General features: G+C 60.4%; 18 protein-coding genes. 10 read left to right on the top strand and 8 right to left on the bottom strand.

Annotated features, from left to right (window positions below):
* The first annotated feature begins 123 nt into the window (after positions 1–123).
* Positions 124–1,575, top strand: coding sequence for an NADP-dependent isocitrate dehydrogenase (locus V4529_05805; GenBank protein ID MES2357841.1), 1,452 nt, complete (start codon positions 124–126; stop codon positions 1,573–1,575).
* A gap of 98 nt (positions 1,576–1,673) precedes the next feature.
* Here the strand turns inward: V4529_05805 and V4529_05800 are convergent, their stop codons facing one another.
* On the bottom strand, positions 1,674–2,288 hold the full coding sequence (locus V4529_05800; GenBank protein MES2357840.1) for a fasciclin domain-containing protein: 615 nt from the start codon (positions 2,286–2,288) through the stop codon (positions 1,674–1,676).
* A 259-nt stretch (positions 2,289–2,547) separates the two neighbouring features.
* On the opposite strand from V4529_05800, the gene V4529_05795 reads away from it, so the two are divergent.
* Entirely contained in the window at positions 2,548–3,240 is a 693-nt protein-coding gene (locus V4529_05795; protein ID MES2357839.1) for a hypothetical protein, read from the top strand.
* Positions 3,241–3,296: 56 nt separating this feature from the next.
* Here the strand turns inward: V4529_05795 and V4529_05790 are convergent, their stop codons facing one another.
* A complete protein-coding gene (locus V4529_05790; protein ID MES2357838.1) occupies positions 3,297–4,262 on the bottom strand; it encodes an AAC(3) family N-acetyltransferase in 966 nt (321 codons plus the stop codon).
* 108 nt (positions 4,263–4,370) lie between these two features.
* Here V4529_05790 and V4529_05785 point away from each other — a divergent pair, with 108 nt between their 5' ends.
* Entirely contained in the window at positions 4,371–6,245 is a 1,875-nt protein-coding gene (locus tag V4529_05785) for an ATP-grasp domain-containing protein (protein ID MES2357837.1), read from the top strand.
* On the opposite strand, the gene V4529_05780 is transcribed toward V4529_05785, so the two are convergent.
* On the bottom strand, positions 6,223–7,251 hold the full coding sequence (locus V4529_05780) for a GNAT family N-acetyltransferase (GenBank protein MES2357836.1): 1,029 nt from the start codon (positions 7,249–7,251) through the stop codon (positions 6,223–6,225). The genes V4529_05785 and V4529_05780 overlap by 23 nt on opposite strands.
* The gene (locus tag V4529_05775; protein ID MES2357835.1) at positions 7,248–8,396 is read right to left on the bottom strand and encodes a hypothetical protein; all 1,149 of its coding nucleotides are present in this window, start codon (positions 8,394–8,396) and stop codon (positions 7,248–7,250) included. The genes V4529_05780 and V4529_05775 overlap by 4 nt, the downstream gene beginning before the upstream one ends.
* A 301-nt stretch (positions 8,397–8,697) precedes the next feature.
* Here V4529_05775 and V4529_05770 point away from each other — a divergent pair, with 301 nt between their 5' ends.
* The 3 genes from V4529_05770 (at position 8,698) to V4529_05760 (ending at position 12,773) form a co-directional block, all read left to right on the top strand.
* The gene (locus V4529_05770) at positions 8,698–10,005 is read left to right on the top strand and encodes a glycosyltransferase family 4 protein (protein ID MES2357834.1); all 1,308 of its coding nucleotides are present in this window, start codon (positions 8,698–8,700) and stop codon (positions 10,003–10,005) included.
* Between the two features lie 146 nt (positions 10,006–10,151).
* Complete coding sequence (locus V4529_05765) at positions 10,152–11,690, top strand: lipopolysaccharide biosynthesis protein (protein ID MES2357833.1); 1,539 nt, start codon at positions 10,152–10,154, stop codon at positions 11,688–11,690.
* A 36-nt stretch (positions 11,691–11,726) separates the two neighbouring features.
* A complete protein-coding gene (locus V4529_05760; protein MES2357832.1) occupies positions 11,727–12,773 on the top strand; it encodes an acyltransferase in 1,047 nt (348 codons plus the stop codon).
* Positions 12,774–12,830: 57 nt separating this feature from the next.
* Here V4529_05760 and V4529_05755 read toward each other — a convergent pair whose 3' ends face one another.
* Positions 12,831–13,946: a glycosyltransferase family 2 protein gene (locus V4529_05755; protein ID MES2357831.1), complete on the bottom strand. Its 1,116-nt coding sequence runs from the start codon at positions 13,944–13,946 to the stop codon at positions 12,831–12,833.
* Positions 13,947–14,088: 142 nt separating this feature from the next.
* On the opposite strand from V4529_05755, the gene V4529_05750 reads away from it, so the two are divergent.
* Together V4529_05750 and V4529_05745 are read left to right on the top strand one after the other, a co-directional pair.
* Entirely contained in the window at positions 14,089–15,003 is a 915-nt protein-coding gene (locus V4529_05750; protein MES2357830.1) for a glycosyltransferase, read from the top strand.
* Positions 14,987–15,979, top strand: coding sequence for a glycosyltransferase (locus V4529_05745; protein MES2357829.1), 993 nt, complete (start codon positions 14,987–14,989; stop codon positions 15,977–15,979). Before V4529_05750 ends, V4529_05745 begins: the two co-directional genes overlap by 17 nt.
* On the opposite strand, the gene V4529_05740 is transcribed toward V4529_05745, so the two are convergent.
* The 3 genes from V4529_05740 to V4529_05730 form a co-directional block, all read right to left on the bottom strand.
* On the bottom strand, positions 15,948–17,204 hold the full coding sequence (locus tag V4529_05740) for an ABC transporter ATP-binding protein (protein ID MES2357828.1): 1,257 nt from the start codon (positions 17,202–17,204) through the stop codon (positions 15,948–15,950). The genes V4529_05745 and V4529_05740 overlap by 32 nt on opposite strands.
* 6 nt (positions 17,205–17,210) lie before the next feature.
* Positions 17,211–18,059 carry an ABC transporter permease gene (locus V4529_05735; protein MES2357827.1) on the bottom strand — a complete coding sequence of 283 codons (849 nt, stop codon included), beginning with the start codon at positions 18,057–18,059 and terminating at the stop codon, positions 17,211–17,213.
* A gap of 285 nt (positions 18,060–18,344) precedes the next feature.
* Positions 18,345–19,889: a sigma-54 dependent transcriptional regulator gene (locus V4529_05730; GenBank protein MES2357826.1), complete on the bottom strand. Its 1,545-nt coding sequence runs from the start codon at positions 19,887–19,889 to the stop codon at positions 18,345–18,347.
* Positions 19,890–20,129: 240 nt separating this feature from the next.
* Here V4529_05730 and V4529_05725 point away from each other — a divergent pair, with 240 nt between their 5' ends.
* Together V4529_05725 and V4529_05720 are read left to right on the top strand one after the other, a co-directional pair.
* On the top strand, positions 20,130–22,574 hold the full coding sequence (locus tag V4529_05725) for a polysaccharide biosynthesis tyrosine autokinase (protein ID MES2357825.1): 2,445 nt from the start codon (positions 20,130–20,132) through the stop codon (positions 22,572–22,574).
* A gap of 25 nt (positions 22,575–22,599) precedes the next feature.
* Positions 22,600–24,009 (top strand): hypothetical protein, encoded by a 1,410-nt coding sequence (locus V4529_05720; GenBank protein ID MES2357824.1) that lies wholly within the window; start codon positions 22,600–22,602, stop codon positions 24,007–24,009.
* The last annotated feature ends 127 nt before the right edge of the window (positions 24,010–24,136 follow it).

The following is a 24,136-nucleotide window of genomic DNA, read 5'->3' as shown; positions in this document are numbered from 1 at the left end:
TGGATTCCGCAGGCGCGGATATATCCGCGCCTGAGGCTGCGCGCCAAACCTATCCGTTTCGGGTACGTCACGCATCAATCAGATGTTGTGAAGAAAGGGGTCTGCGCCGATAGATTTGTCCCCATGTCTTCATCTGCTATCAAGCTCACAGTCCTTCCCGGCGACGGAATCGGTCCGGAAGTCGTCGCCTCCGCCCTCAAGATCATCGCAGCCGCCGGTGTCACTCTGGAGGCTGACTTCCAGGTCGCGGGCGCCGAAGCGTTCAAGCGCGGCGTCGAGTCCGGTGTCCCCGCCGAGACCATAGAGTCCATCGAAAGAACCCGGCTCGTCCTCAAGGGCCCGCTCGAGACGCCAATCGGCTACGGCAACAAGAGCGCGAACGTCACTCTCAGAAAGCTCTTCGAGACCTTTGCGAACGTTCGTCCGGTCCGCGAGCTACCAGGGGTGAAGACCCCATATGCCGGCCGCCACATCGACATCGTCGTCGTTCGCGAGAACGTCGAGGATCTGTACGCCGGTATCGAGCACATGGAGACACCGGCCGTCGCACAGTGCCTCAAGCTCATCACGAGACCCGGCTGCGAGAAGATCACTCGCTTCGCCTTCGAGTACGCCGTTGCCGAGGGGCGCCGCAAGATCCACTGTGCGACCAAGGCGAACATCATGAAGTTCACCGAAGGACTGGTGCAGCACACCTTCGAAGACATATCGAAGGAATATCCCTCGACCGAAGCGCGTCACATTCTCGTCGACAACTGCGCCCATCAGCTCGCGATGCATCCCGAGCAGTTCGACATCATTCTGACGACGAACATGAACGGCGACATCCTGAGCGATCTCACGTCGGGTCTCACGGGCGGGCTCGGTTTCGCCCCGTCCGCGAACATCGGCAGCGACGTCGCAATGTTCGAGGCAGTGCATGGTTCTGCGCCCGACATCGCCGGCAGGAATCTCGCGAATCCGACGGCGTTGATTCTGAGCGCGCTGATGTTGTTGCGTCACGTTGGAGAAGGAAAAGCCGCCAGCGAAATCGAGCATGCCGTGCTCGTCACGCTCGAAGACGGAGTGCGCACCGGAGACATGGAAAGCGCGCGCGCCGCGTCATCGACAACGGAATTCACCGACGCGATCATCGGTAACATCGGCAAGACATCGAAGCTCGCCAAGCCGCGCGAGTTCAAGCGCATCAACGTTCCGCCAGCCAGCAACGAAGTCGGTCACGTGACCGTCAGAACTCGCAGCGTCGTCGGCGTCGACGTGTTCATCGAATCACTGGAGCATCCCAGGCAGATCGGTGATGCGCTGACGCGTCTCGCCGGGCCAACCGGGCTGGCGCTCAAGGTGATCTCGAATCGCGGCACCGCCGTGTGGCCTGATACAGGCCACGGCACATCACTCGTCGACGCGTTCCAGTGCCGTTTCGTACCGTCCGGCCCCGTAGAGACAGACGCGACCGACGCTCAGATATTCGATCTTCTGCAACGCGTCTCGTCCACGTACCGATGGGTACATGTGGAGAAGTTGCAGCGCTTCGATGGGAAGGACGGATTCAGCAAGGCTCAGGGAGAGTCGTAGAGAGATACGCGGGACAGCTACAGCAAAGCGACCGTGAATGCGCAATGCATTCACGGTCGCTTTGTTTTCGTCGCGATCCCGGATCGCTACGCTCTAGTCTACTGGTCTCCGCTCATTCCGATGACGCCCGAGATCCCGTAAATGAATCCGTTGGACGCCATGACACCGGGCTGTACGATCGGCTGATCGTTGACCTTGGGCATACCATTCGCGTACGTGAAGCGAATGCGCGAGCCGTGCATGTTGGTCGCGGTCTTGAGCTTGAGAATCTCACGAGTATCGATCTTGCCGCTCACCATCATGTTGAGCAGCAGATTCCGGAGCCGCGTCGTATCCGCCTTGAGCGCCGCCATGTCGCTGGGCGACAACTTTGCCCATGCATCATCGGTCGGTGCGAAGAGCGTCATCGGCGCCGCGCCGCGTAGCGACGGCATGAGATGAGCCTCGGTGAGCAGCTCTGTCATGATCTTGTAGTTGGGCATGCGGGATAGCGTGACACCTACCGACGCGTCACCAGCGGGACTCGCCGTGGTGGATCTCACGGTCGTCGTCACGACCGACGTGTCCTCCTTGATATGCACGACTGTGTCCTTATGAACGGTGACCACTGTATCGCGTCGCACCACCGTCCCCTGTGCCAGAATGACTCCAGGAACAACTCCAACGCTCGCGGCGATAATTCCAGCCGCGGCAAACTTTCTGATAGCGATCATCGTGCTTCCTCCCAAAAGAATTTCGAGCGGCAGAATGCCGCGTCCTTCCGGGGCGTGGAAGTGCATTAGCGGGGCCACTACAAGCGTTTGTCGTTATAATCTTTTGGAACGATCGTTCGTTATAACTGCATCGTCCACAATTCAGATGCAGCCGAAAGCAAGAAGTCACGCATTGCGGCCGTGGTAGCCTCCCTCTTGCAACGAACCGGGATGCCAGGCCTTATGGCCCACGGTTACTTACGATCTTCGGAAGCACATGATGGATTCACTTCTCACCAGACTCCGCAGGCGCCAGCTCAACCGCTCCAAGCCCGACCGCGAGCGCATCTTCGGCAAGGCGATTCGACGGTTCATGAAACGGCCCCTGGGCGCGCGCTTGCCAATGTTCGCGCTTACCGACGCCGAGTACGGCTGGGGCAACGAAACGTGGGCCGCCGACGAGGATTATCTGTCGCGGCTGATATCGGAAGCCGAGGTGGCGAGGGGCACCATACTCGAATGCGGGAGCGGCCTGTCCACGATCCTGCTCGCTGCGATCGCTCGGCAAACCGGTGCACAGCTGCATTCCCTGGAGCACAACGCCGAGTGGCAGCAGCGTGTTTCAGCGACATGCGCAGCGTTCGGCCTCGCGGACAATACGGTTCACTACGCGCCACTACGGAACTACGGCGAGTTCGACTGGTACAGCGTGCCCGACGCGCTGCCGGATGACATTTCGCTAGTCGTGTGTGATGGTCCGCCCTCCGATACGCGAGGCGGACGCTACGGAGTACTGCCGCTCCTCGCAGGCAAGCTCGCTTCCGAGTGCAAGGTCCTGCTGGATGATGCAAACAGGCCGCCGGAACAGGCGATACTCTCGCGATGGGAGACCGAGTTCAGCACCACGTGGGAGCGTCGCGATACGGCGAGAGGATTTGCGCGCGTGGTTGTTGGCTCATCCGTGACGAGCTGATCAGCCGGTTATGAACCGCACCAATCGAAATGTCAGCGACGGCCGTGACGCAGTTGTCAGCGTCGCCGAAAGAGACTTCGGATTCTACCCGCGCGTCGCGGCTTGATGTGCGTCGCTTCGCCCGGCTGCGCGAAGATGTGGCCGCCGTGCGCCACCAGGTCGCTGCAACACGCCAGTACATCTCGGAGTTTCACCAGGCGCAAGTCGGTATTGCCAATTCGCGATTCGTGCACGCGGTTCCGGGCAAGCAGCTCATCGTACAACACACCGAAATTCCGCAACTTCATCGCTTCGGGCGCAAAGGGATGCACTGCGACCCGGCGGCGCGTTCCGATTCGATCGATTATCTCCGTTTCGACTGGCTCGTCCGAGTACACGCGAGCCGGAGCGCTGTCTCTGAAGACATGCTCCAGATAATGCGCGAACGTCAGTACGTCCAGATCGACGTCGAACAGAAATGCGCTGGTGTCGAGCTCGAGCATCTTCTCGAAGGGCGAGTTCTCGCCGCAGGAGTACGTCAGGTTCTCGTGACCTTCGACAATCCATTCGGCGCGCGGCCCCCATGCCAGGACCGGGTGCATCGGATTGGCGCTGCGGACGACTCCCTTCCGGCGCCGAAACAGCTCCGAGAGAAATCCCATGTGCGACGGCGTTCGCCGTACGTCGAACGGTTGTGCATCGCGGAGGTAGTCCCGCGCGGCACCGGCATACGGCATCGACACCATGAAGAGATGCCCCGCCGGACCGATGATGTCGAGCACGCAGTCGATCACGTCGGCGGCTTCTCCGACAAAGCCGTTGAGGTTGTCGAACGATGACTGCATCATGATCGCGTCGCCTTCGCCAATTCCCAGGCGTCGCAACTCTGCCGTCAGTTGAGTCGCGTCGTAGGCGTATATCCGGTTGAACAGTTGCGACCGCAACCTGCGCGCACGCGCCTTGATGACCTGCTGCTGTGATTCGGCTAGCACAGCGAGCAGCATCTTCGGACTCAACGACCAGCGACGGATCGGGCCCGTCATTCCGGGAGCGCCATGCTGGCTCCCACGATACATTTCGACCCTATGTATGCTTCCTCTTTCGGCACACCATTCTGACGCGTCACGTGTCGCTCGCGTCACTCGATAATTGTGAGTAGTCACGACGCTCGCAAGGCCGTTCCGCCACGCGACGCCCGTACCGGCACCGAGACGCATGCACCGACGGCTGTCATCGTCGGCGAGGAGCCGCGCAAGGTAGTCACCATCGCGCGATCGCTCCACCGGCACGGCGTGCGATCGATCGTCGCTGTCCAGGCTGGCCAGAGTCTGCACGTTACGTCCAGGGCCATCGCGGGCGTCGTGCAGCTGGGAGGGAGCGTCGACGATTCCGCGCAGCTCCTTCGCATGCTGGTCGAGGCCGAGCACGCGACGTGGGTCGTGCCGACCAGCGACTCGTCGTTGTGCATCGTCTGTGCTGCGTACGACTCTCTGTCAGCATTGTGTTCGGTCGGCTGCCCGTCGCCGAACATCGTCCAGCGTGTGCTCGACAAAGCCGCCACGCTGGCCGTTGCAGCGCAGTGCGGCGTGCCCGTCCCCATCTCGATGAGTATCGGCAGTGCAGCCGAGTTGGAGGACGCTCTCCCGCAGATGCGCTTTCCCATCATCGCGAAGCCTGGCGACAAGAGTCGGACGACGGTCCACAACTTCAAGACGCGCACGTTCACCAGCGCCGCGGAGCTGCGCGCCGCGTTTGCCGACCAGCCGCGCTTCGGTGAAGGACTCGTGTTCCAGAGCTACCATGGAGGGCAGGGGGTGGGGATCGAGCTTCTCATGTCCCGTGGTGAGGTCATCGCGTCGTTCCAGCACCGGCGACTGGCCGAATGTCCACCATCTGGCGGCGTTGCGGTTGTTGCGGAGGCGGAGCCTGTCGATCCATTGCTGCTCGACCATTCCGTTCGCCTTCTCAAGGCGCTGGAGTGGGACGGCGTTGCGATGGTCGAATACCGCCACGATCGTGCGACGGGCGAAACGGCGTTGATGGAAGTGAATGGCCGTTTCTGGGGATCGCTCCCGCTTGCGGTCGCGGCTGGTATGGATTTCCCGCTGTATGCGTGGCAGCTATCCCAGGGGATCGGGCCCACCGTACCATCGTCGTATCGCTCCGGTCTGCGTGTTCGCTGGACTGCGGGTTCGCTCAAGCGATTTGCGCATGCATTTGCGGACGACGCCGAGCGCATCCCTGTATCCGCTGCGACGCGACAGCTTTTTGCCGATTTTCGGTTCGGTACGCGATCGGCGATGTGGTCCTGGCGCGATCCGGCGCCGGCGGTTCAGGAATACACGCGTGTCATTTCCGGATGGACGCGCGAGATCATCAAGGGAGCAATACGCGCAGTCGTACCAGGGCAGGCGCTTTCCATCGCAAAGTCCGCGCGAACACTTCCGGGAGACAGGCGTGGCGTTTACGTACGTCGTCGCCTGGCACGTCTCGCTGGCATCGAGCGCGAGGTGTCGCTTCCGCCCGTAGTCAGATCGGTGATCTTCGTCTGTCATGGCAACATCATGCGGAGTGCGTCGGCAGCGCAGTTCCTGCGCGACGATCTGGCTGCCGCCGGAATAACCGACATTGTCGTATCCTCTGCCGGTACTCACGCACACAACGGCAAGGCGGCCGATCCACGCGTGAGGCATGCGGCACGCGAGATGGGCGTGGATCTCGACGAGCATCGCGCGACTCTGCTCACCGCGCAGCTCATTGCGGCCAACGACGTGATATTTGCAATGGACGAGTTCAACTTCGCGAACATCGTCGCGAGCTTTCCGGAGTCACGAGGGAAGGTGATGTTGTTCGGCGGGATGACTCCGTCCGGTGTCTATCGCCCGCATGAGATCGCTGATCCGTACATGACGGGCCAGGCGGCGGTCACGTCGACGATCGGGGTCGTTAGGCGCTACGTTTCCGCGCTTGCCCGCGCTCTTGTCGAGCGTCGTGGTGAGTCGGTCAGGAAAGATTCCCAGCCGTAAGAGCCATGAGCATCGCTGCCAACCGTCGCCCGATGGATGTCCGGAGGCTGTTGGGTCGGCGTATCAGTCTGATTGCGGTCCTCAGCCTTTCGTGCATCGGCGACGCAATCTGATAAACCCCCGCGGCAAGCGCCACCGGCTGAGCTCCGAATCCTGCCTTGAATCGTCTGAGCCCTTCGCTCTCCGGGCCGGCGCCGCCGAGATTGAAAACCGTCTTTCCCTCTTCTGCCAGAGCGCGGATGACCTGGGATATGAGGAATGTGGATGCGCCGATTTCCATCCCTTCTGGTGAAGTACCCGCCGATTGATAGTACGCGCCACCCGCGCACACCAGCACCATGAGTGACGATACCACGTTGCCGCCATACGAGGCTTGGTAGAGTCGCGCCGCTCCGGAAGCCAGCAGCGCCCGATCGTCGCCCGCATCATGCGCGGCCAGCACGGGCACCGATTCCCCGCGCGCGGACCGTCGCTGCATCGAGGCATGCATCAGACTGAGGTGCGCATCAGTCGCGGATAGATCCGTTGTATGCGTTGCGATGACGCCGAGCTTTCGTGCCTTGTTGATGTTGCGACGATGGTTCGACGCCAGGTCGTGAGATCCGACATCCGCGAGCTGCAGCAGCCATTCGGTACGATCGCGGAGCGTCGATTGTGCACTCCATGCCGGCAGCGCGACACAGGCGGATCCGTAACTGTCGATCCCGACTTCCGCGATGCGATGTTGCTTGCAGAACTCGAGAACCCCATCCCAGAAATTGCAATCCGGCGCTACTTCCGGGGCGGACGTAATCTCGAGCGTGCGACTGAGCGCGTGTCCGCGCATGTATCCGATTGCAGCGGCGGGTTTCGTCCCTGCATTAGACGTGGAGAACAGTACGACAGCCGCGCCCCGGGCGCGCCTCGCGGCAACGTAGCTCGTGCAGCAGAAGGGATTGGTCGGGGCGCCGACCTCGACGTCCGCAAGGTCGCTGTCCGATGGGTCGACAATGACGCTGAAGCTCATGCGCTCCTGACGAGCCGCTCGGCGTGGTCCGCATCGATCAGGAACTTCGCTCCCCAGTTCAGGAACTCGTAAGTCCCGTATCCGCCATCGACCGGGAATGATCCCTTGACACCGCCCCTCACTCCGGAAGGACCGTCGAGGTGAACCGTGCGGCGTGCATAGCGGAGCAACGCAAAGGCGGCATCGCGGTAACGCGGGTTTCCGGTCTCCTTGAAAAGGAGCAGCAGCGAATGGGCGATCTGCGCACTACCGGTGACGCAGACCCAATCCACGGCCCCGTTCCACGCGCGGTCGAGCCGGCCGGCGAGAAATCCGTCGCTTCGCACGCGACTGCTGAGTGCGTCGGCGGTGAGTAATGCCGACGCCAGGACGTCAGACTCCCGAGTGTACAGGAAGATCTCCGTCATCCCGCGCAGGACATACCCAATCGTATGTGTAAGAGGCGCATCGGGGTTCGAGAGACAGCAACTTTCAAACCAACCATTCGGGAGCTGTTTTGTGATGGCCCAGCGGGCGTTGCGCAGCGCTGCCTCAGCGTACTCGCGTGAACGGCCGGCTCCCTCGCTTGCCCGTGCGGCCTCGATCAATCCCCACGCGACGTGCGTTTCGTACGCCTTCTCGCCGGGCGCGGCGAACGGCGTGGGAAATCTGCGCCAGCAACCGTCGGGGTCCATCGTATCTACGAGCCAGCCAGCCGCTCGGTGCATCGGCTCCACGTACCGGTCGCCGAACTGGATGCTGGCTGCTGCCAGCCCCATCAAGATTTGCCCTGTATTGAAGGTGACCGGCACGCGCGGCTCGGCTCCAATCGTGCCGCCCTGGAAGCCGCCCTCGGCGAACTGAATGCCGACCAGCCAGTCAATCATTCGCCTCGCCCGATCGATCAGTACCGGATCATTGCGCCTGAGGCCGGAATCGATCAGTGTTGGAACGATGTAACCAGACGTTTCCGGGTACGACGGGGCCCAGCCCTTTATGAGATTGAAATCCCTTGCTGCGCCGCCGTCACGAGATGCTGAGAAGTCCTGTGCGTCCCCGAGCCAGCCCAGCACGGCTGTCTCGACCGCTTCAATTCCCGGGTCCCTGCCCGAGAGGCCGCGAGCGTCATGACGCCGTTCTGCCTTGGCGGCTCGCGGCAGGGTCATGTACTCCAACTGGCGTCGGGCGATTTGCTTCAGCTCTAATAGCATCGTCGGTGCGGATGTCTTGCGATGCGGAGGCAGTGCACGGCACGTCCACAGCAGGTCAATATACTCGTTCCGTCAATTGCTTTGTTGATGAAAACACGATTTCACGGTTGATTCCAATCGTGCTTCTGCGGGAACAAAGTCGTCGCGCAACTTCTGGCGGAGGGACTTTTTTTAACCCAGTTCGCGGCATGGAAGTAACTTTGGCACGTCGTCTAGGCGTGCGCTGGGCTACCAGTGAACCGATACTACTATTTCTATGGACTCACTATTTCGGCCGCTGCGCCGCCACCTTAACGTAACGCCGCACGTTTCCAGCGCGTCGGATGGCAGGGCGGCCAGCATGTCGCCGGATATAGTCAGTCAGGATTCCCAATCGTGCCCACCGGTACTTCTTGTAACGCCGTGGTACGGCGGTAACGGGGTAGGTCTTGTGGTCGAAGGGATAGCGCACGCGTTGTGTGATCTAGGCGTGACGGTTGCCGTTTTTCAACTGGCCCCGGACGGCTGGCTCCCCCATTCACGCCGTGGGAGGAAGGGAGAACTGATCGTTTCCGTTTGCTTGCGTCCGATGTCAAGTTCGCAGAGTCGGTCGCGCAGGTTTGCGGCGCAATTGCGCGGGCTTTTAGCGAAGTCGGTTGTTGTAAGGTTGGTCAGGAGATTTGGACTCAAAGTGGCGCATTTTCACTATGCGCTTCCTGAGTACGTCATGGTCCATCGGATTTGCGTTCAATCGGGGCTGCAGTGTCTTCTGACGTTCCACGGAAGCGACGTAGTTGTGAACATGGCAGAGCCACGGGCGCGCGAAGCGACCGCATTGCTTCTTAAAAGCTGTCGCGCAGTCACCGCCGTTTCAGACGCTCTCAGGCGGGATGTGATCGCACTATTTCCTGATAGCGCGCCGTTCACATACACGGTGCATAACGCGGTACCGGAAGACATACTCGCGGAAGCGTTACACGCCACTGCTGGTTCCCGTGATATTGACGTGCTCTTCGTCGGCTATCTCGCTCCTCACAAGGGTGCCGATGTGTTAATCCAGGCCATCGCATGTGTGGCGAAGAGCGTCTCGCCGCTACGCGTAGTTATTGCCGGGGATGGGCCGGACGCACCAAAACTGGCTCGTATGGTTGACGAACTCGGGATCCATCGTTCGGTAAGTTTCGTAGGATGGAAATCGCGCGCGGAGCTGGCGCCACTGTATTTGCGTAGCCGAGTGCTCAGTGTTCCGAGCCGTCGGGAAGGGTTCGGATTGGTCGTCGTGGAAGGCCAGGTGTGCGGTGCAGCCGTAGTCGCTAGCGCCGTCGGCGGGATACCAGAGATAATCACCGACGGCAGAACGGGCCTTATGGTGTCACCAGATGATTCACATGCACTCGCTGCCGCACTCACCCGACTTCTTCAAGACGAACCGGCACGACTGGCAATTGCAGAGGCGGCGCGTACGAACGCTTTGCGCAAATTTTCGCCCACAGCAATGGCGTCGCGCTACTGCGACGTCTACCGGACGGCATCTGGCGCCAGGCCGGAGGGATATATGGTCGACGTTCAGCACGGTGAGGCGTAATAGTTGACGCGTTACATGTCTCCGCAGGGTGTATGCCGCCTTTCCTCCCGCTCGACAAGATTGCGGTTGAGTACCCTCGCGAGTTTCGCGGCGTTTGATCGCGTGCGTTGTGCGTCCGGTGGTGACTCCACAGATCGGGATTCGAAGTGAATTTCGACAGCGATGGTTCGGGCCTGGGGTCCGATTTCGTGCGCCAGCCGGCCGGGGACGACGTGAGGCAGGCAGTTGTGGCGAACCCGCAGGCTGTGGGTGCGTCCGACAGGGCGCTCATGCACGGGATTGCTTGGAGCGCTGCGTCAAAGTGGCTCACACAGGCCGTTAGCTGGGGATCTACTATCGTTGTGGCTCGATTGCTTACGCCGAACGACTATGGTCTTGTTGGAATGGCGGCGCTATACCTCGGGCTCGTCGCGCTCGTATCGGAGTTCGGAATTGGATCCGCGATCATAACTCTCCGCGATCTCACGGATGACGCGATCGCGCAACTAAACACGGTTTCAGTGCTCGTCGGGATCTCGATCTTCGGACTGTCTTTCGCGGCGGCCCGCCCTCTCGCGGCGTTCTTCCATTCGCCAGCGTTGGTTCCAGTCGTTCTCACTCTCAGTATCTCCTTCATTCTTGGTGCGTGCAAGTCCGTTCCGAACGCCATCCTGCAACGTGACTTTCGGTTTCGCACGTTGGCGACAATCGACGCGACGCGCGCCGTTTTCGGGGCAGGCCTGGCAGTCGCTCTCGCAATGGCAGGATTCCACTATTGGGCGCTCGTTTTGAGCGAAGTGTGCGGCGTAGCTGTTGCGATGGCATTCACGATTGTGAAGTCGCCACGGCGGTTTGCGATTCCGCACCTCGCGGCAATCGAGCGTGCCATAACGTTCAGCCGGCAAGTGCTGGTTGGCCGCATATCCTGGTTCATTTACTCGAACGCTGACTTCCTCGTGGCTGGACGTGTTCTCGGGCAAGCGGCGCTCGGTGCCTATGACTTCGCGTGGACGCTGACGAATCTTCCGGTTGAGAAGCTCACCAGTCTTGTTTCGAATGTGACTCCAACCGTATTCGCGTCGGTGCAAGACGATGATGCGGCACTGGAGCGCCACGTGCTCTCAATTACCGAGGGGATCGCAATTCTCGCGTTTCCCATCGCAATTGGGATCGGTTTGGTCAGTAAAGATCTGATCCATGGCGTCTTCGGAGAAAAGTGGGCCGGCGCGATCGTTCCGCTGCAACTTCTCGCGATCTATACGGCGCTCCGCTCCGTAATGCCCGTAATCCCGAGTGCGTTACTTGTGCGCGGGAAGACGCGCTTCCTCATGTACCATGGCGTTGTTTCAGCGATCATATTTCCAATCGCATTTCTTGCTGGATCGCGCTATGCCGGTACCGCGGGGATAGCGGGTGCGTGGGTAGTGTTGTATCCTCTGTCGTGCATCCCGCTGCTGTACGTCGCCTGCAAAGTTGTGACGAGTTGGGGGAAGTACTGGCGTGCGCTTCGCGGCGCAACCATTGCCACCATAGGTATGGCTGTCGTCGTGTTCGCAACGGGTCGCCTGATCTCGCCAGCGCATCCAGCGCTGCTAAGGTTGTTCATCCAGGCCGGAGTTGGCGCGGTCGTTTATTCAGCCATTCTGCTGGCGCTGTTCCCGAACCGCATTGCTGCTATTAGGCGAACCGTGCGTAGTGCTTTCTAACTGTCACAGGCGCGGTTAGCTATAAAACGGGGATCGATGACAAAACTACCTGAGCGGAATCTGGATGTGCTCCGTGCGATTGCGGTGCTCTGCGTGTTAGTCTCCCACATCGCCGTACTCCGGCACTGGCGTTTCGGGGTCATTACGCCGTACGAATTGGGACACGACGGTGTGCTCTTGTTCTTTGTGCACACCTCCCTTGTGCTCATGGGGTCGTTAGAACGGCAGGGTGAGCGATCAGACTGGGTGAAGGCGTTCTACGTGCGGCGTGCGTGGCGCATCTATCCGCTCTCCATCGCCACGGTGCTCCTTGTGGCGATAATCGCGGTGCCCGTGATGCCTCAAAGAGTGTTTCACGCGGCAACGCCGTTTCAGCTCTTAGCGAACATTGCGCTCACACAAAATCTGGTCGGGGTAGGGTCGGTACTCGGGCCATTCTGGTCGCTACCGCTTGAGATGCAGATGTATCTCCTCCTGCCGCTCCTCTACGTTGTTGTTCGCCGCACTTCCGCACGAGGTCTAACAGTATTGTGGGTCACCGGTGTGTTAGTCGGGTTGGCGCAGATATACGGACAGCCAAGATTCCCGGTCGCATGGCGACTCAACGTGCTTGCGTATGCGCCATGCTTCGTAGCAGGCATAATGGCGTACCGTTTGTGTGCAATCACTACAGCGCGCATTGAATCATGGGTGTGGCCGATTGCGATCGGGTCTCTACTCGCCATCTATCCGGAGTTTATCTCCGATGTTCAGCGCGCGCCCGCACGTGGGTGGCTTCTCTGTCTCGCTGTAGCATTACTCATCCCAGCCGTCCGCGAGATGCCTGCGTCTAGGCTAACGGCACTCTCCGGCGTAATCGCAAAATACAGCTACGGGGTATACCTGTTGCATATTCCGGCGCTTTGGTTCTCGTTCATTGTCTTGTCCTCGTCGCCGGCGTACGTCCGGTGGAGCGTCTTTGCCGCGCTCGTTGTCGCACTTCCGTGGCTCGCATACACAATGATCGAGCATCCTGGCATCAGGATAGGTCGTCGTGTCGTACAGCGTGGCACGATCTTCGGGGCGGCTAACGTAGCGCCATGACGCGCTCAGAACACTTGCGCGGTGATTGGAGGCGCCGGCAATGCTCCGCTGGCGAGCTCAGGCACATATTTCCTCATCGTGGGGGAGTTCCCCGGACGTGATCATCGACTCAGAACCTCTGACGACCGCCAGGGCCAACGTCCTCGGGATGAATGCCTTGCAGTAGCCAATCGCGGCGCGCATTGTTGGTTTGGTGAGCCAGCTATTGAGAAAACCGGACCGCGCGCGCCGTAGATCGCCGTTGCACCAGTTGCCGTACGACACGTCCCACAGTAAGTCAGCAATCGTTTGCTTCGCCGCCATGATTTCGCCGTGGGACATTGTCGAGCGAAGTCTCTTGAGGTGATCCTTTCTGACCGCAATGCCGTCAAGTTTCGTATGAAGAGGATTGCTGGCAGTGAGACTGTCGGAGTGCCTGCGATTCAACGCGTGCGTGTCATTGACAAAGACGAACTGTGTTCGGGCTGCAAGCCGGAACCACAGATCTACATCCTCAAAGCAGACTATCGATTCATCAAACCAAATCGGTTCTTCATCGAGCAACCCCCGCTCGAATACGATCGTCGGTGTGTTAACCGCGATGCATGTGAAGAGAAATGCCGGGAACGACGGTTCGCAGAGGAAGACGTCGTCACTTATCGGCGTGAGATAACCGGCCGCCCGATCACGAAAGTTGACCGCTTCCAGAAAGTCACTCGGTTCCGCTTCACCAGTGTCCTGAAACACCTTTCGATAGTCGGCGAATGCCAGCCGCGCACCGGTCCTGCGCATCGCCTGGACTGATGAGTCCAGTCGATCAGGTGTGGCAATGTCGTCTGCATCGAGAAGGGCGATGTATTTGCCGCGTGCAACTCGCAAGCCGTCGTTACGGGCGCATGCGGGGCGACCAGATGCCGATTCTCTCCGAATCACTCGAATGCGGGTGTCGCCAGCGGCCTGCTCCTCTGCGATACGTGCCGTATCGTCAGTTGACTTGTCATCGACCACGATGATTTCAATACTGGAGATCGATTGCCGCGTGAGCGATGTCAACGCATCTCCTATGTACTGTTCGGAATTGAATGCTGGAACGATAACTGAGACCAAAGGTGTTTTATCCACTGACATCATGCAAAACGCCGGAACAGAGAAATCAAATGTCTTCGCGATAGTCGTTCGCGGCGTGGGTGGCATATCGGGTGCCGCTCGGGCCACGGCCTGCGAAGCAATCGTGGCAGGCGGCTTGCTGCTAAGCACACAACATGCGGCCGATTGCGTTTCTTAATGTCCATGTTCGCCGTGACTCTGGGCAACACTTGAACATTGGCGCACTACTGTGCACCTGACTGTCGCTATCTGTACGTGGAATCGCGCTGGCCTGCTGCGGCAGACGCTGGAGCGCATGACGACGCTTTGGATACCACCCGGAAGCTCCTGGGAGGTAATCGTCGTCAACAATAACAGCGACGATGACACCGATAGCGTGACGCGTGATTTCGCGGCCAGACTTCCCATTCGACCCATCTGGGAGCAGATCCCGGGGCTGAGCAACGCGCGTAACGCCGCAGTCGCAGCGGCATGTGGCGACTACATCATATGGACCGATGACGATGTGCTCGTAGGCCAGAACTGGCTCGTCGCGTACGCTTCCGCGTTTGCGCTTTACCCGAACGCGGTAGTATTTGGCGGCCCAATTGAGCCGTGGTTTCAAGAGCCGACACCACGGTGGCTCAAAGCCGCGTTCCACGAAGTGGAAATGGCGTATGCGGTGAGGAACTACAATTGCGGCGACGTGCCGCTGACAGCAGATATCGTTCCGTTCGGTGCGAACATGGCATTTCGAGCGAGTGTTTTGCACGACCTCCCATTCGACCCGAGCCTCGGCCGCGTTGGCAATGCAATGTTGGGCGGAGAAGAAGAAATCCTCATCCGTTCCTTGCTAAGCCGACGATTGCCAGGCCGCTGGGTGGCTGATGCCCGCGTTCAACACTACATCCCGCCCGAACGCCAGACCATACAATACCTACGCCGCTTTTACGAAGGCGTTGGTGCTACCAAGGCGCGCCTCGTGCCGCATCCGGACGGGCGATTGTTCATGGGCCGCCCACCCTGGGTCTGGCAAGAGCGCGTCACTACTGCAATACAGTATCGTGCAGACCGCATCCATACTGCGCCCGCGGTTTGGGTACGATCCTTGAAACGGGCGAGCATGGCACGCGGCCGCTTCGCGAATAGTGTCAAGCGGACGTGAAGCCTTTCTTCCCGTTCCAACGCTCCTGTTCGTGACCTCTGTAAGTGCTGTCATCCCCTGCTACAATCGAGCTGAAACGATTGGTGAAGCGATTGCGTCTGTGTTGGCGCAGACCGTGCCGCCATGCGAACTCCTGGTCGTGGACGACGGATCCATCGATGGATCTGCAGAGATAGCAGAGCGGGCGGGAGCGCGGGTCATCCGCATGCAGGCCAACGCAGGTAATGCCGCCGCACGCAACATTGGAATTCGCGCAGCAGCTGGCGATGTAATAGCGTGGCTCGACTCCGACGATTACTGGGAAGAGAATCACCTTGCCACCGTCCTGCCGCTACTCGATGCGTATCCCGATGCAACAGTCGCGAGCGCGGGCGTTCGATTCATCGGCGCGCGATCCGGGATCTGGTACGGTGACGTACCGGAGGGACCGCCGGCCGACGTGGCGCGGCGGGCATTTCGCAGCACTGTGATTCCGATGATCACGAGTGTCGTTCGCAGGGAAGCGTTACTCGCAATAGGCGGCTTCGACGAATCGCACCGCCGCGCAGTCGATTTCGATGTCTGGCTTCGATTGGCGCTCCGGCACCGTTTCGTAGCAAGTCGCGCGGTTACTGCAGCCTATCGCTGCCACTCCCGGCAGATTAGCGCCAATCCGGAGGACCAGTGGTATGCTACGTACATATTCCGACAGCGCGCGCTGGAAGACGTACGGTTGCGGGGCGATGATGCGCTCGTTGCAGAGTTATCCGAAGTGTACAGGCAGCGCTGGGCATCCGACCTCCAGGATGCCTGGGATAACGGACGAACTGCATGGCTTCAACGGCTGTTGAGCCTGGCTCCGTCAGTTCCCGGTGTCTCACGCCGTCTGCACTGGAAATGGGCAATTCGCTCAAGTATTCCGCCCAGCGCATTACGAATCATCCGAGCGGCGAAAGCACGCGGTGTCAACATCCCGATTCGCTTCCGGAGCGCGTGACAGTGGCAAGCACAGGTTTGTCGGTGCTGTTGCCGGTCATCGTGACACTCTGTGCCACTTCGAGATCGACGTAATATCCCCCAACAACGCGCGGATCATCCGCAACTATCACCGTCCGTGCACCGTCGGAATAGTCATGATAGCCACCCTCTGCGTCTTCCAAATAGTGACTGACTTGGTAGGCGCCAGCCGGAAAGTTCATTGAGAGGGCCCACTCAATGGTCACTGTTTCGCCAGCAGACAAACGCATCGGTGCGCCGTGCATTCTGCCGTACGTGCTCTGCATCACTACGCGCCTGTCCCGTCGAATCTGCAAACCAGGTGACAGAGCGCAATCGCGATCCGCAGTGAACTTGTGCGCGTAAACCACGCGCTCTCCAGGTTTGACTACTCCGGTCTCGTCGTGACTAGAAGCAAACGCCGCAGTGTGCGCGCGAACGTCATCGCGTCGGCCGGTGAAGTAGCCGCCCCCGCTACCATAGTATGCGGAGATGACGTCCGGGGTGTTCCCATGCGCAACCATCCTTCCGTGGTTCAGCAGTACAGCCGTGTTGCACAGCGAAAGCACTGCATCCATGTTGTGCGATACGAAAACGACCGTCGTTCCCTTCTTGAGTGTGTCCTGCATCCACTTTACGCACTTCCCCTGGAACGTAAAGTCTCCCACCGAAAGCACCTCGTCGACAATCAGGATCTCCGGATCCAGATGCGCCGCAATGGAAAAGCCGAGGCGCGCGTTCATTCCGGAGCTGTAGCGCTTAACAGGTGTGTCAATGAACTCTCCGATGCCCGAGAATTCAACAATCGCATCGAAGCGCCTGGCTATATCTGCCTTGCGCAGGCCAATGATCGCACCGTTCAGAAAAATATTCTCGCGTCCGGTGAGGTCCTGGTGAAATCCCGCCGTGACTTCGATGAGTGCGCCGATACGCCCATGCGTGACGTACGTCCCGCGGGTTGGAGTCAGCAGCCTGGTAAGAATCTTGAGTAGTGTCGACTTCCCTGCGCCGTTATGGCCGATGATGCCGAGCGCCGCGCCACGCTCCACCGAGAAGGAAATGTCCTGCAGCGCCCAGAAGTCGTCGCTGCGCAGCTCCCTTGATGGATCGGGTCCGCGCAGCATGCGTTTGACCGCGGCGGGAATGAGGTCGCGCAGGCTGTCCTGACGCTCGCCTTTACGAAACTTCTTCCAGATTGCGTCGATTTCGACCGATGTATCTGTCATCAGGTCTTAGATATACTCGGCGAACAACGGCTGAAGCCGCCGGAACATTACGGTCGCGCCGACGGTCCCAGCACCTGCCCACACCGCGGAGTAGGCGAGTTCCCACGGTTCCCAGACCGGCGTCACAGCGCCGTGCACGAGCGTTGATAACGGGTGCACCAGGTTGTGACCGGAGACAATGCTCAGCCGCAATCCTTCCAGTATCCCCGTCAGTGGATTGAGCATCGCAAGATGAGCGCCGCGCGCGCCAAGCATGAACGGTTCGAAGAACACAGGTGTGAAGAATATTCCGAACATCAGCACGATCTGCACGATGTATTTGACATCACGAAAGAATAGATTCGCGCAGCTCAAGAAAAGTGATGCCGCCGTGGTGAACAACACTAGCAGCGCGAGTAATATCGGCACCCACAGCATGCTGGGGTGCAGCGTAACGCCGAGAAATGGAAGAATGACGCAGAGCGTCACCAAGCCGATGCCGGTGTCGAAGCTCTGCGCGATCACAGCGGAGAGTGGCAAAACTTCGCGCGGGAAATAGATCTTGGTTACGAGATTTGCGTTGCCGATGAGGCTCGACGTGGCAAAGCCAAGCGCGCCAACGAAGAATGCCCATCCGACACCCTTGACAGCGATGTTTGCAATGTCTGTGCGTACGAGCGTCTGTCCTGCGATCCGCGCCATCGCATACCTGATGATGAGTCCGGAGAGGACGATCAGGCATGGCATGAACACCGCCCACATGAAGCCCATCGCGGCCTGTTTGTAGCGAAGCTTGATGTCGCGGAGTGCCAACTGCTCGAGAAGGTCTCTGTGGTCCCAGACCTCTGTCGTCGCGTTCCTTAAAGCTGCGAGCATGTCATCGTCAGAATGTGCCCGCGCGCAAAGTGGAAAATCAGTCGCTGCAATTGAACCCGAGCACTATGTGAACCTGTCTTGGCTGATACAAGAACAGAGATGCTTGCAACGTCTGTTCCAGCGCGGTCACACAGCGAAGTGAAGACCGTCAACGTGGATTCCCGAGGCGCGGATGCATCTGCGCCCTACGGCGGGAATGACGGCGGCACATGTGTTCCCGCTTTCGCGGGAATGCCGGCCAGAGATGTGTTCCCCATTTCGTGGGGAATTACAGCTACCAGCGGGTTAGTCTGCCAGCCGTGCCGGGTCTGGCGGGACATCGGCGGTGTCGATCGCCACCGCCGGCATCGGTCTGGAGCCGGCATCGATCGAATGCTTGTCCAGAAGCCGGTACAACGTCGTTCTGTCGATCCCCGCAAGTCTTGCGGCCTTCGACATGTTGCGCTCGGCGCGCGCAACCAGCAAGGAAAGATATTCCTTCTCGAAGTGCGCGAGAACCGCTTCCTTGGCCGGGTGGTAGGCCTTGGACATCAGATGCGCGGGCCAGCTGCGTGTGCCGTTATTGACAGCAGCGACGTCCCCTCGCGCCGGAAGGTCGTCGGCCTGAATCGTCGACCCTGCGTCCGCCAGCACGGCCAGATGCTCCATCAGGTTCTGCAGCTCGCGAACGTTGCCCGGCCACGCCAGTGAAGTGAGCAGGTCGATGGCCGACGGCGACAGCGATGGGCAAACGCCATCGGAAATACGGTGCCTGCGCCAGTACTGAGCCAGGAAGTGGTTGGCCAGAAGCGGCACGTCTTCCAGTCTCTCCCTGAGGGGCGGAAGGTGCAGCGGTACCACCCTCAGACGATAGAACAGGTCGTCTCGCAGAATGTGCGTCCGAACCGCCTCGTTGGGGTCCCGGTTGGTCGCCGATATGAAGCGCACGTCGACGGTGGCGTCTTCCTGCTCGCTACCGACCCGGCGCACCACTCCGTCCTGGATGACGCGGAGCAGCTTGGCCTGCAGGGCCAGAGGCATTTCGGTCAGTTCGTCCAGAAAAAGAGAGCCGTTGTGAGCGACCTCCAGCAACCCTGGCTTGTCTCGATCGGCGCCGGTGAATGAGCCCTTCTTGTGGCCGAACATCTCGGATTCGAGCAGCTGGGCGGGGAGTGCGGCGCAGTTTATCGCGACGAACCTCTTGCCGGCACGGCGGCTCTGCTTGTGAATCAGCTGAGCTATTCCTTCCTTGCCGGTGCCGCTCTCGCCGCTGATCATGACCGATGCATTGGTCTTGGCAACCTTCCGTGCGAGCTCCACGGCCCGACAGAACGCCGGCGAGATTCCGATCAGCGATGCCATGCCGTCATCGGGGGCGTCGGCGACCACATCCGCGGCCGCAACGGGTGCGCCGCGACCTTCTAGCACGCGGTGTGCAGCACGGCCTACGACAAGCTGCAGTTGCTCGGCCGTGAACGGCATCGCCAGATATTCCCAGGCCCCGGCTTGAAGGGCCCGGATATTCGTCTCGACACTCGGGTTGCCGGTCATGAGGATGACCAGCGAGTCACTGTGGGCATCCCGGGCCGCCTCCAGAATCTTCATCCCGGAAACGCCACTCATGAACAAATTCACGAGTACGATGTCGTACTTCCGCTTCTGGAGCATCCGAAGCGCTTCGTCGCCGCGCGAGCTGCCGGTAACGGTATATCCCTCGCCCCGCAGGACGGCGACGCAGCCTTCACGGAGCGAATCGTCGCATTCGACAACGAGGAGTCTGAGCTCCGCTCGCGCGCTGGTAGCGACCGCGTCCGTATCGGCACGCCGCTGACCATTGAGAGACTCAGACATCAAACCCGACCCGGGGAAACGCATGTGCTTGGGGAGACGCAGTAGAAAGGGCTCGGTGTTGCATGAATGCTACAAACTGTGCGCACCTGCAAATATGTCTCTCCGGCTGGGCGGCACAAGGGATATTTCGTCTCTAATAGCGAAAGCCCCGCTGCCGATACTGTATCCAGGTCCGTGTACCGTTGCGTTGCCGCAACGCTGTTCCGGCCACGTAACTACCTCTATCTTTCGGCACTGGACATGAAAAACTCAATTGTGCCCGCGGGCTCTTTCCGGGATGCGGCACCAGCCCTTCCGGGTACGACCGACATAGCTCCACTCGATCTCACCCCCCAGCCGATCGCTGAGGACGAAGAGGCCGGTGGAGGGGGCGCAAAACTCCGTCGCTACTGGGCGGCAATCAAACGTTTCCGCTGGCTCATCATAATTCTCGCGGCACTTGGCACCACCGCCGGAGTAATCGCAACCCGCTTCATAGAACCCGTTTTCGAGGCTCGCGGAGCCCTGTGGATCGCTGACGTCGGTACCAACAACGGCGGCGCCTACCGGCCGCCCGAGCTCCTGCCCAACGGCTCCTGGGTCCAGCTGATCCGCAGCTTCGCAGTCGTCGACAAGGTGGTTGCCCACCAACGTCTCTGGGTCAAGGGAAAGACCTGGCGCGATTCGGTTGCTCTGGCTGGAATCCAGCCGGGACAGCGCACCGTACCGGGCGACTACACATTGTGGTCCGATTCGACCAAGGGTACGTATTCGCTCGCCGAGGCCCAGCGAGGAATCTTCGAGCACGGCAGGCTGGGCGACTCGGTCGGCAAATCCGTCGGCTTCGCCTGGGTCCCCACAGTCGCATCGCTGCAGGGAAATCAGTCGGTACACTTCACCGTGGTTCAGCCACGGTCGGTTGGCGTCGCGCTGATCCAGCGGCTGGACGTCGCCATGCAGGAGAACAGCAACTTCCTGACGCTCACGCTCACGGGCGCGGACAAGTGGCAGACCGCCGACCTCCTCAACGTCTGGATGCAGCAGTTCCTCGTAACTGCCGCAGAGCTTCGCACCCGCAGTCTCGCGACTCAAGCCGACATCCTCGATGCACAACGCAGCTCGGCGCAGGACAATCTGAGGAGCGCCGAGAATGCGCTTCAGGCATTCCGTTCCCGCGCGATTACCAAGCCCACGGAAGCGTCGGTCTCCGCGAGTGCATCGACACTCGGAATAGCCCCGCCGCCCGACGCACTGACGTCGCAATACTTCAAGAGTCAGACCGACCTCCAAACCGTTCAGCGCAGCCTCCAGTCACTCGAGAGCCTGATCCCGTCCGCCCGGCAGGGGAATTTCTCACCCGACGTTCTCGCCGCCGTGCCCGCGATTGCCGGAGCTCCCATGCTCACCTCGGCACTCAAGGATCTAGTCGAGAAGGAAACGCAACTTCGCGGATTGAGACAGTCCTACACGGATTCGTTCCCCGCCGTGAAGAACATGGCGGCAGCGGTGCACACTCTTCGGACACAGACGATTCCCGATCTCATGCAGACGCAGGTGGATCTGCTGCGCGATCAGGAAAAACGCATTGGGGCCGATGTACGTGCCGACTCCTCGGCGCTCGAGGGAATTCCAGCGCGCACTACGGAGGAGCAGCGCCTTCGGCGCGATCAGACGACAGCGGAAGCGCTGTACAACAACGTCGAAAATCGCTACGAGACCGCACGACTGGGTGCGGAGAGTACCGTGCCAGACGTGTCGATCCTCGACCCGGCACTCCCCGCCGCGAGTGCGCAGCGCAACGTCAAGGCGATGCTGGTCGGCGGTGGATTCCTGGCGGCAGCGGGCCTCGGCATCATCATCGCGCTTCTGTTCGATATGATCGACCATCGTTTCCGCTATCCTGAGCAGATCGCGGACGAGCTCGGGCTCGACATGATGGGCGCGATCCCGACCGTTCCGAAGCCGGGCGAGGGGGACAACGATCCGGATGCGGTGCTGCAGAGCGTAGAGGCGTTCCGTGGCTTGCGAATGAACCTTCATCACATGTTCGACTCGCCGCCCGTGATGGTGACGGTCTCGAGTCCGGGCGTGGGTGACGGCAAGTCGATGATATCATCGAACCTCGCTTTGTCGTTCGCGGAGGCGGGCTTCAAGACACTGCTCATCGACGGCGACATCAGACGCGGCAAGCTGCACTCGATCTTTGGAATCGAGCGGCGTCCCGGATTGCTGGACTATCTCGCCGGCGAAGTGGACGCGGCGCACGTGATGCGTGAGGTGCCCGTGCATGGCGCGCTCACGCTCATCGCTTCGGGAACGCGCAGACATCGTGGGCCGGAACTGCTCACGTCGGCTCGTCTTCCGGCGCTGCTGAACATGGTTCGCTCCAGGTTCGACGTGATAATCATCGACAGTGCACCACTAGCGGCCGGTGTGGATGCCTACGCGTTGAGCGTTGCGACGCGCAACCTGATGCTCGTGATGCGTACTGGCCATACCGATCGTCGGGTGGCCAAGGCCAAGCTCAAGTTGATGAACCGTCTGCCCGTTCGCATACTCGGCGCAGTGGTCAATGCCGTTTCGTCGGGAGAGCTTTACTCGGAGTATTCCTACCTGTACGGATACGGTCCGGACGCCGAAAGCGAAGCCGACGTGCTCAAGGACGAAGTTGCGGCGTTGCCTGGAGCTGGGGAGAAGTCCAGCTAATCGCGCGGCTGATCGCTGATTGCGGATGAATCCGTTATATGAAAACGAGGACGCCGGCTCACAACGTGACCGGCGTCTCATCGTGATCAGCTACCACTTCCCACCGGATCGTGCGGTCGGCGCGAAACGGTGGCAGAAGTTTGCTCACTTCGCCGCCGAGCGAGGGTGGGGCCTCGACGTCTTCATGCGTGGCTATGTGAATGGCGCGGACGTGCAGGCGGCGCGGAGCTCCGTGCCATCCGGCGTTCGCGTGTTTGCCGTCACGGAGCCGGTGCTGAGGCGAGAGCGTGCCGAAAACGCGATATGGCGCACCGTGAAGGGAAAGCGGAAGGCAGCGTCCGCCGAGGCGTCCGGGGCGCATGCGCCGGTATTGCCGTCTGTTCTCCGAGTCTCGTCAGTCGCCCGGTCGGATCTGCGCTGGGCCCTGCACACGCCTCGTGGATGGCTGCGCGCTTACTGGGCCGCACTCGAATTTGCGCGCGTGAGCGCCTGGGGTGACAGTGCGATCGATGCGGTGTCCGGCATCTTCGACCCGGCCGTTCATCGTGCAGTAATAACTTCGGGGCCGCCATTCATGTCGCACGATGCCGGACGGCGGCTGTCGGAGCGTTATCGAATTCCGTTCGTGATGGACATGCGCGACCCATGGAGCCATGTGGAACGCCTCGCCGAGGCGATTGCGACGCCGGCATGGGTGCGGCTCGCTGCGCGGCACGAGGCAAGGGCAGTGGAGCGTGCCGCGCTGATAGTCGCCAACACCGAAGTCGCGCGGCGTCAGCTGAGCGCCACCTATCCGGAGCGCGCTGACGACATCATCACCGTTACCAACGGTGGCGACGATGACCTGCTGCCGCCTCAACGCCGCGGCGGGCCGTTCGTCATCGCTCACGCGGGCACGCTCTATCTCGACCGTGATCCACGCGCGCTTTTCAAGGCCGCGGCCGAGGTAATCCGCAAACGTGCGTTGACCCCGGAAGATCTCACGCTCGAGTTCATAGGGGATCTGGAGGCGGTTGGTGGCTTCCCGATTGAAGAGGTGGCACGCGCGGAGTCCATCACGGATTACGTACGAATCGGACCATCGCTTCCACATCGGGAAGCGATGGCATTCATGGCGAACGCTACCATGCTAGTTACCATGTCTGGCAGCAACATGGCTGCGATTCCCGCCAAGACGTTCGAGTGTGTAAGATTCCCTGCGTGGGTTCTTGCTCTCTCCGCCGACGACAGCGCGACCGCCTTGCTGTTGCGCGATACTGGGGCCGACGTCGCATCACCGCGCGACGTTGCACGCATCGCTGAGATCATTGACAGACGGTATAGCGAACACATTGCTGGCGTGATGCCGGAGCCAATCGGTCGTGATGTCCGCTTTTCGCGCGCATATCAGGCTGGAATCCTGCTGGATGCGCTCCAGGCTCGACTAGGCGGGTAAATATCATGTGAATGCGCGTTCTGTTGCACAGACGCAACAGAATCGGTTTTGATGTCGCCGGTGCGGTTTTGTTAAAATGTTGTCTTGCAAGGACTTGGAGTGTTTGGGCGCTGGCTTCGGGCCTGGC

It is taken from the genome of Gemmatimonadota bacterium, assembly GCA_040388625.1.
Lineage (GTDB): Bacteria > Gemmatimonadota > Gemmatimonadetes > Gemmatimonadales > Gemmatimonadaceae > Fen-1247.
This window is presented reverse-complemented; position numbering and strand designations above follow the sequence as displayed.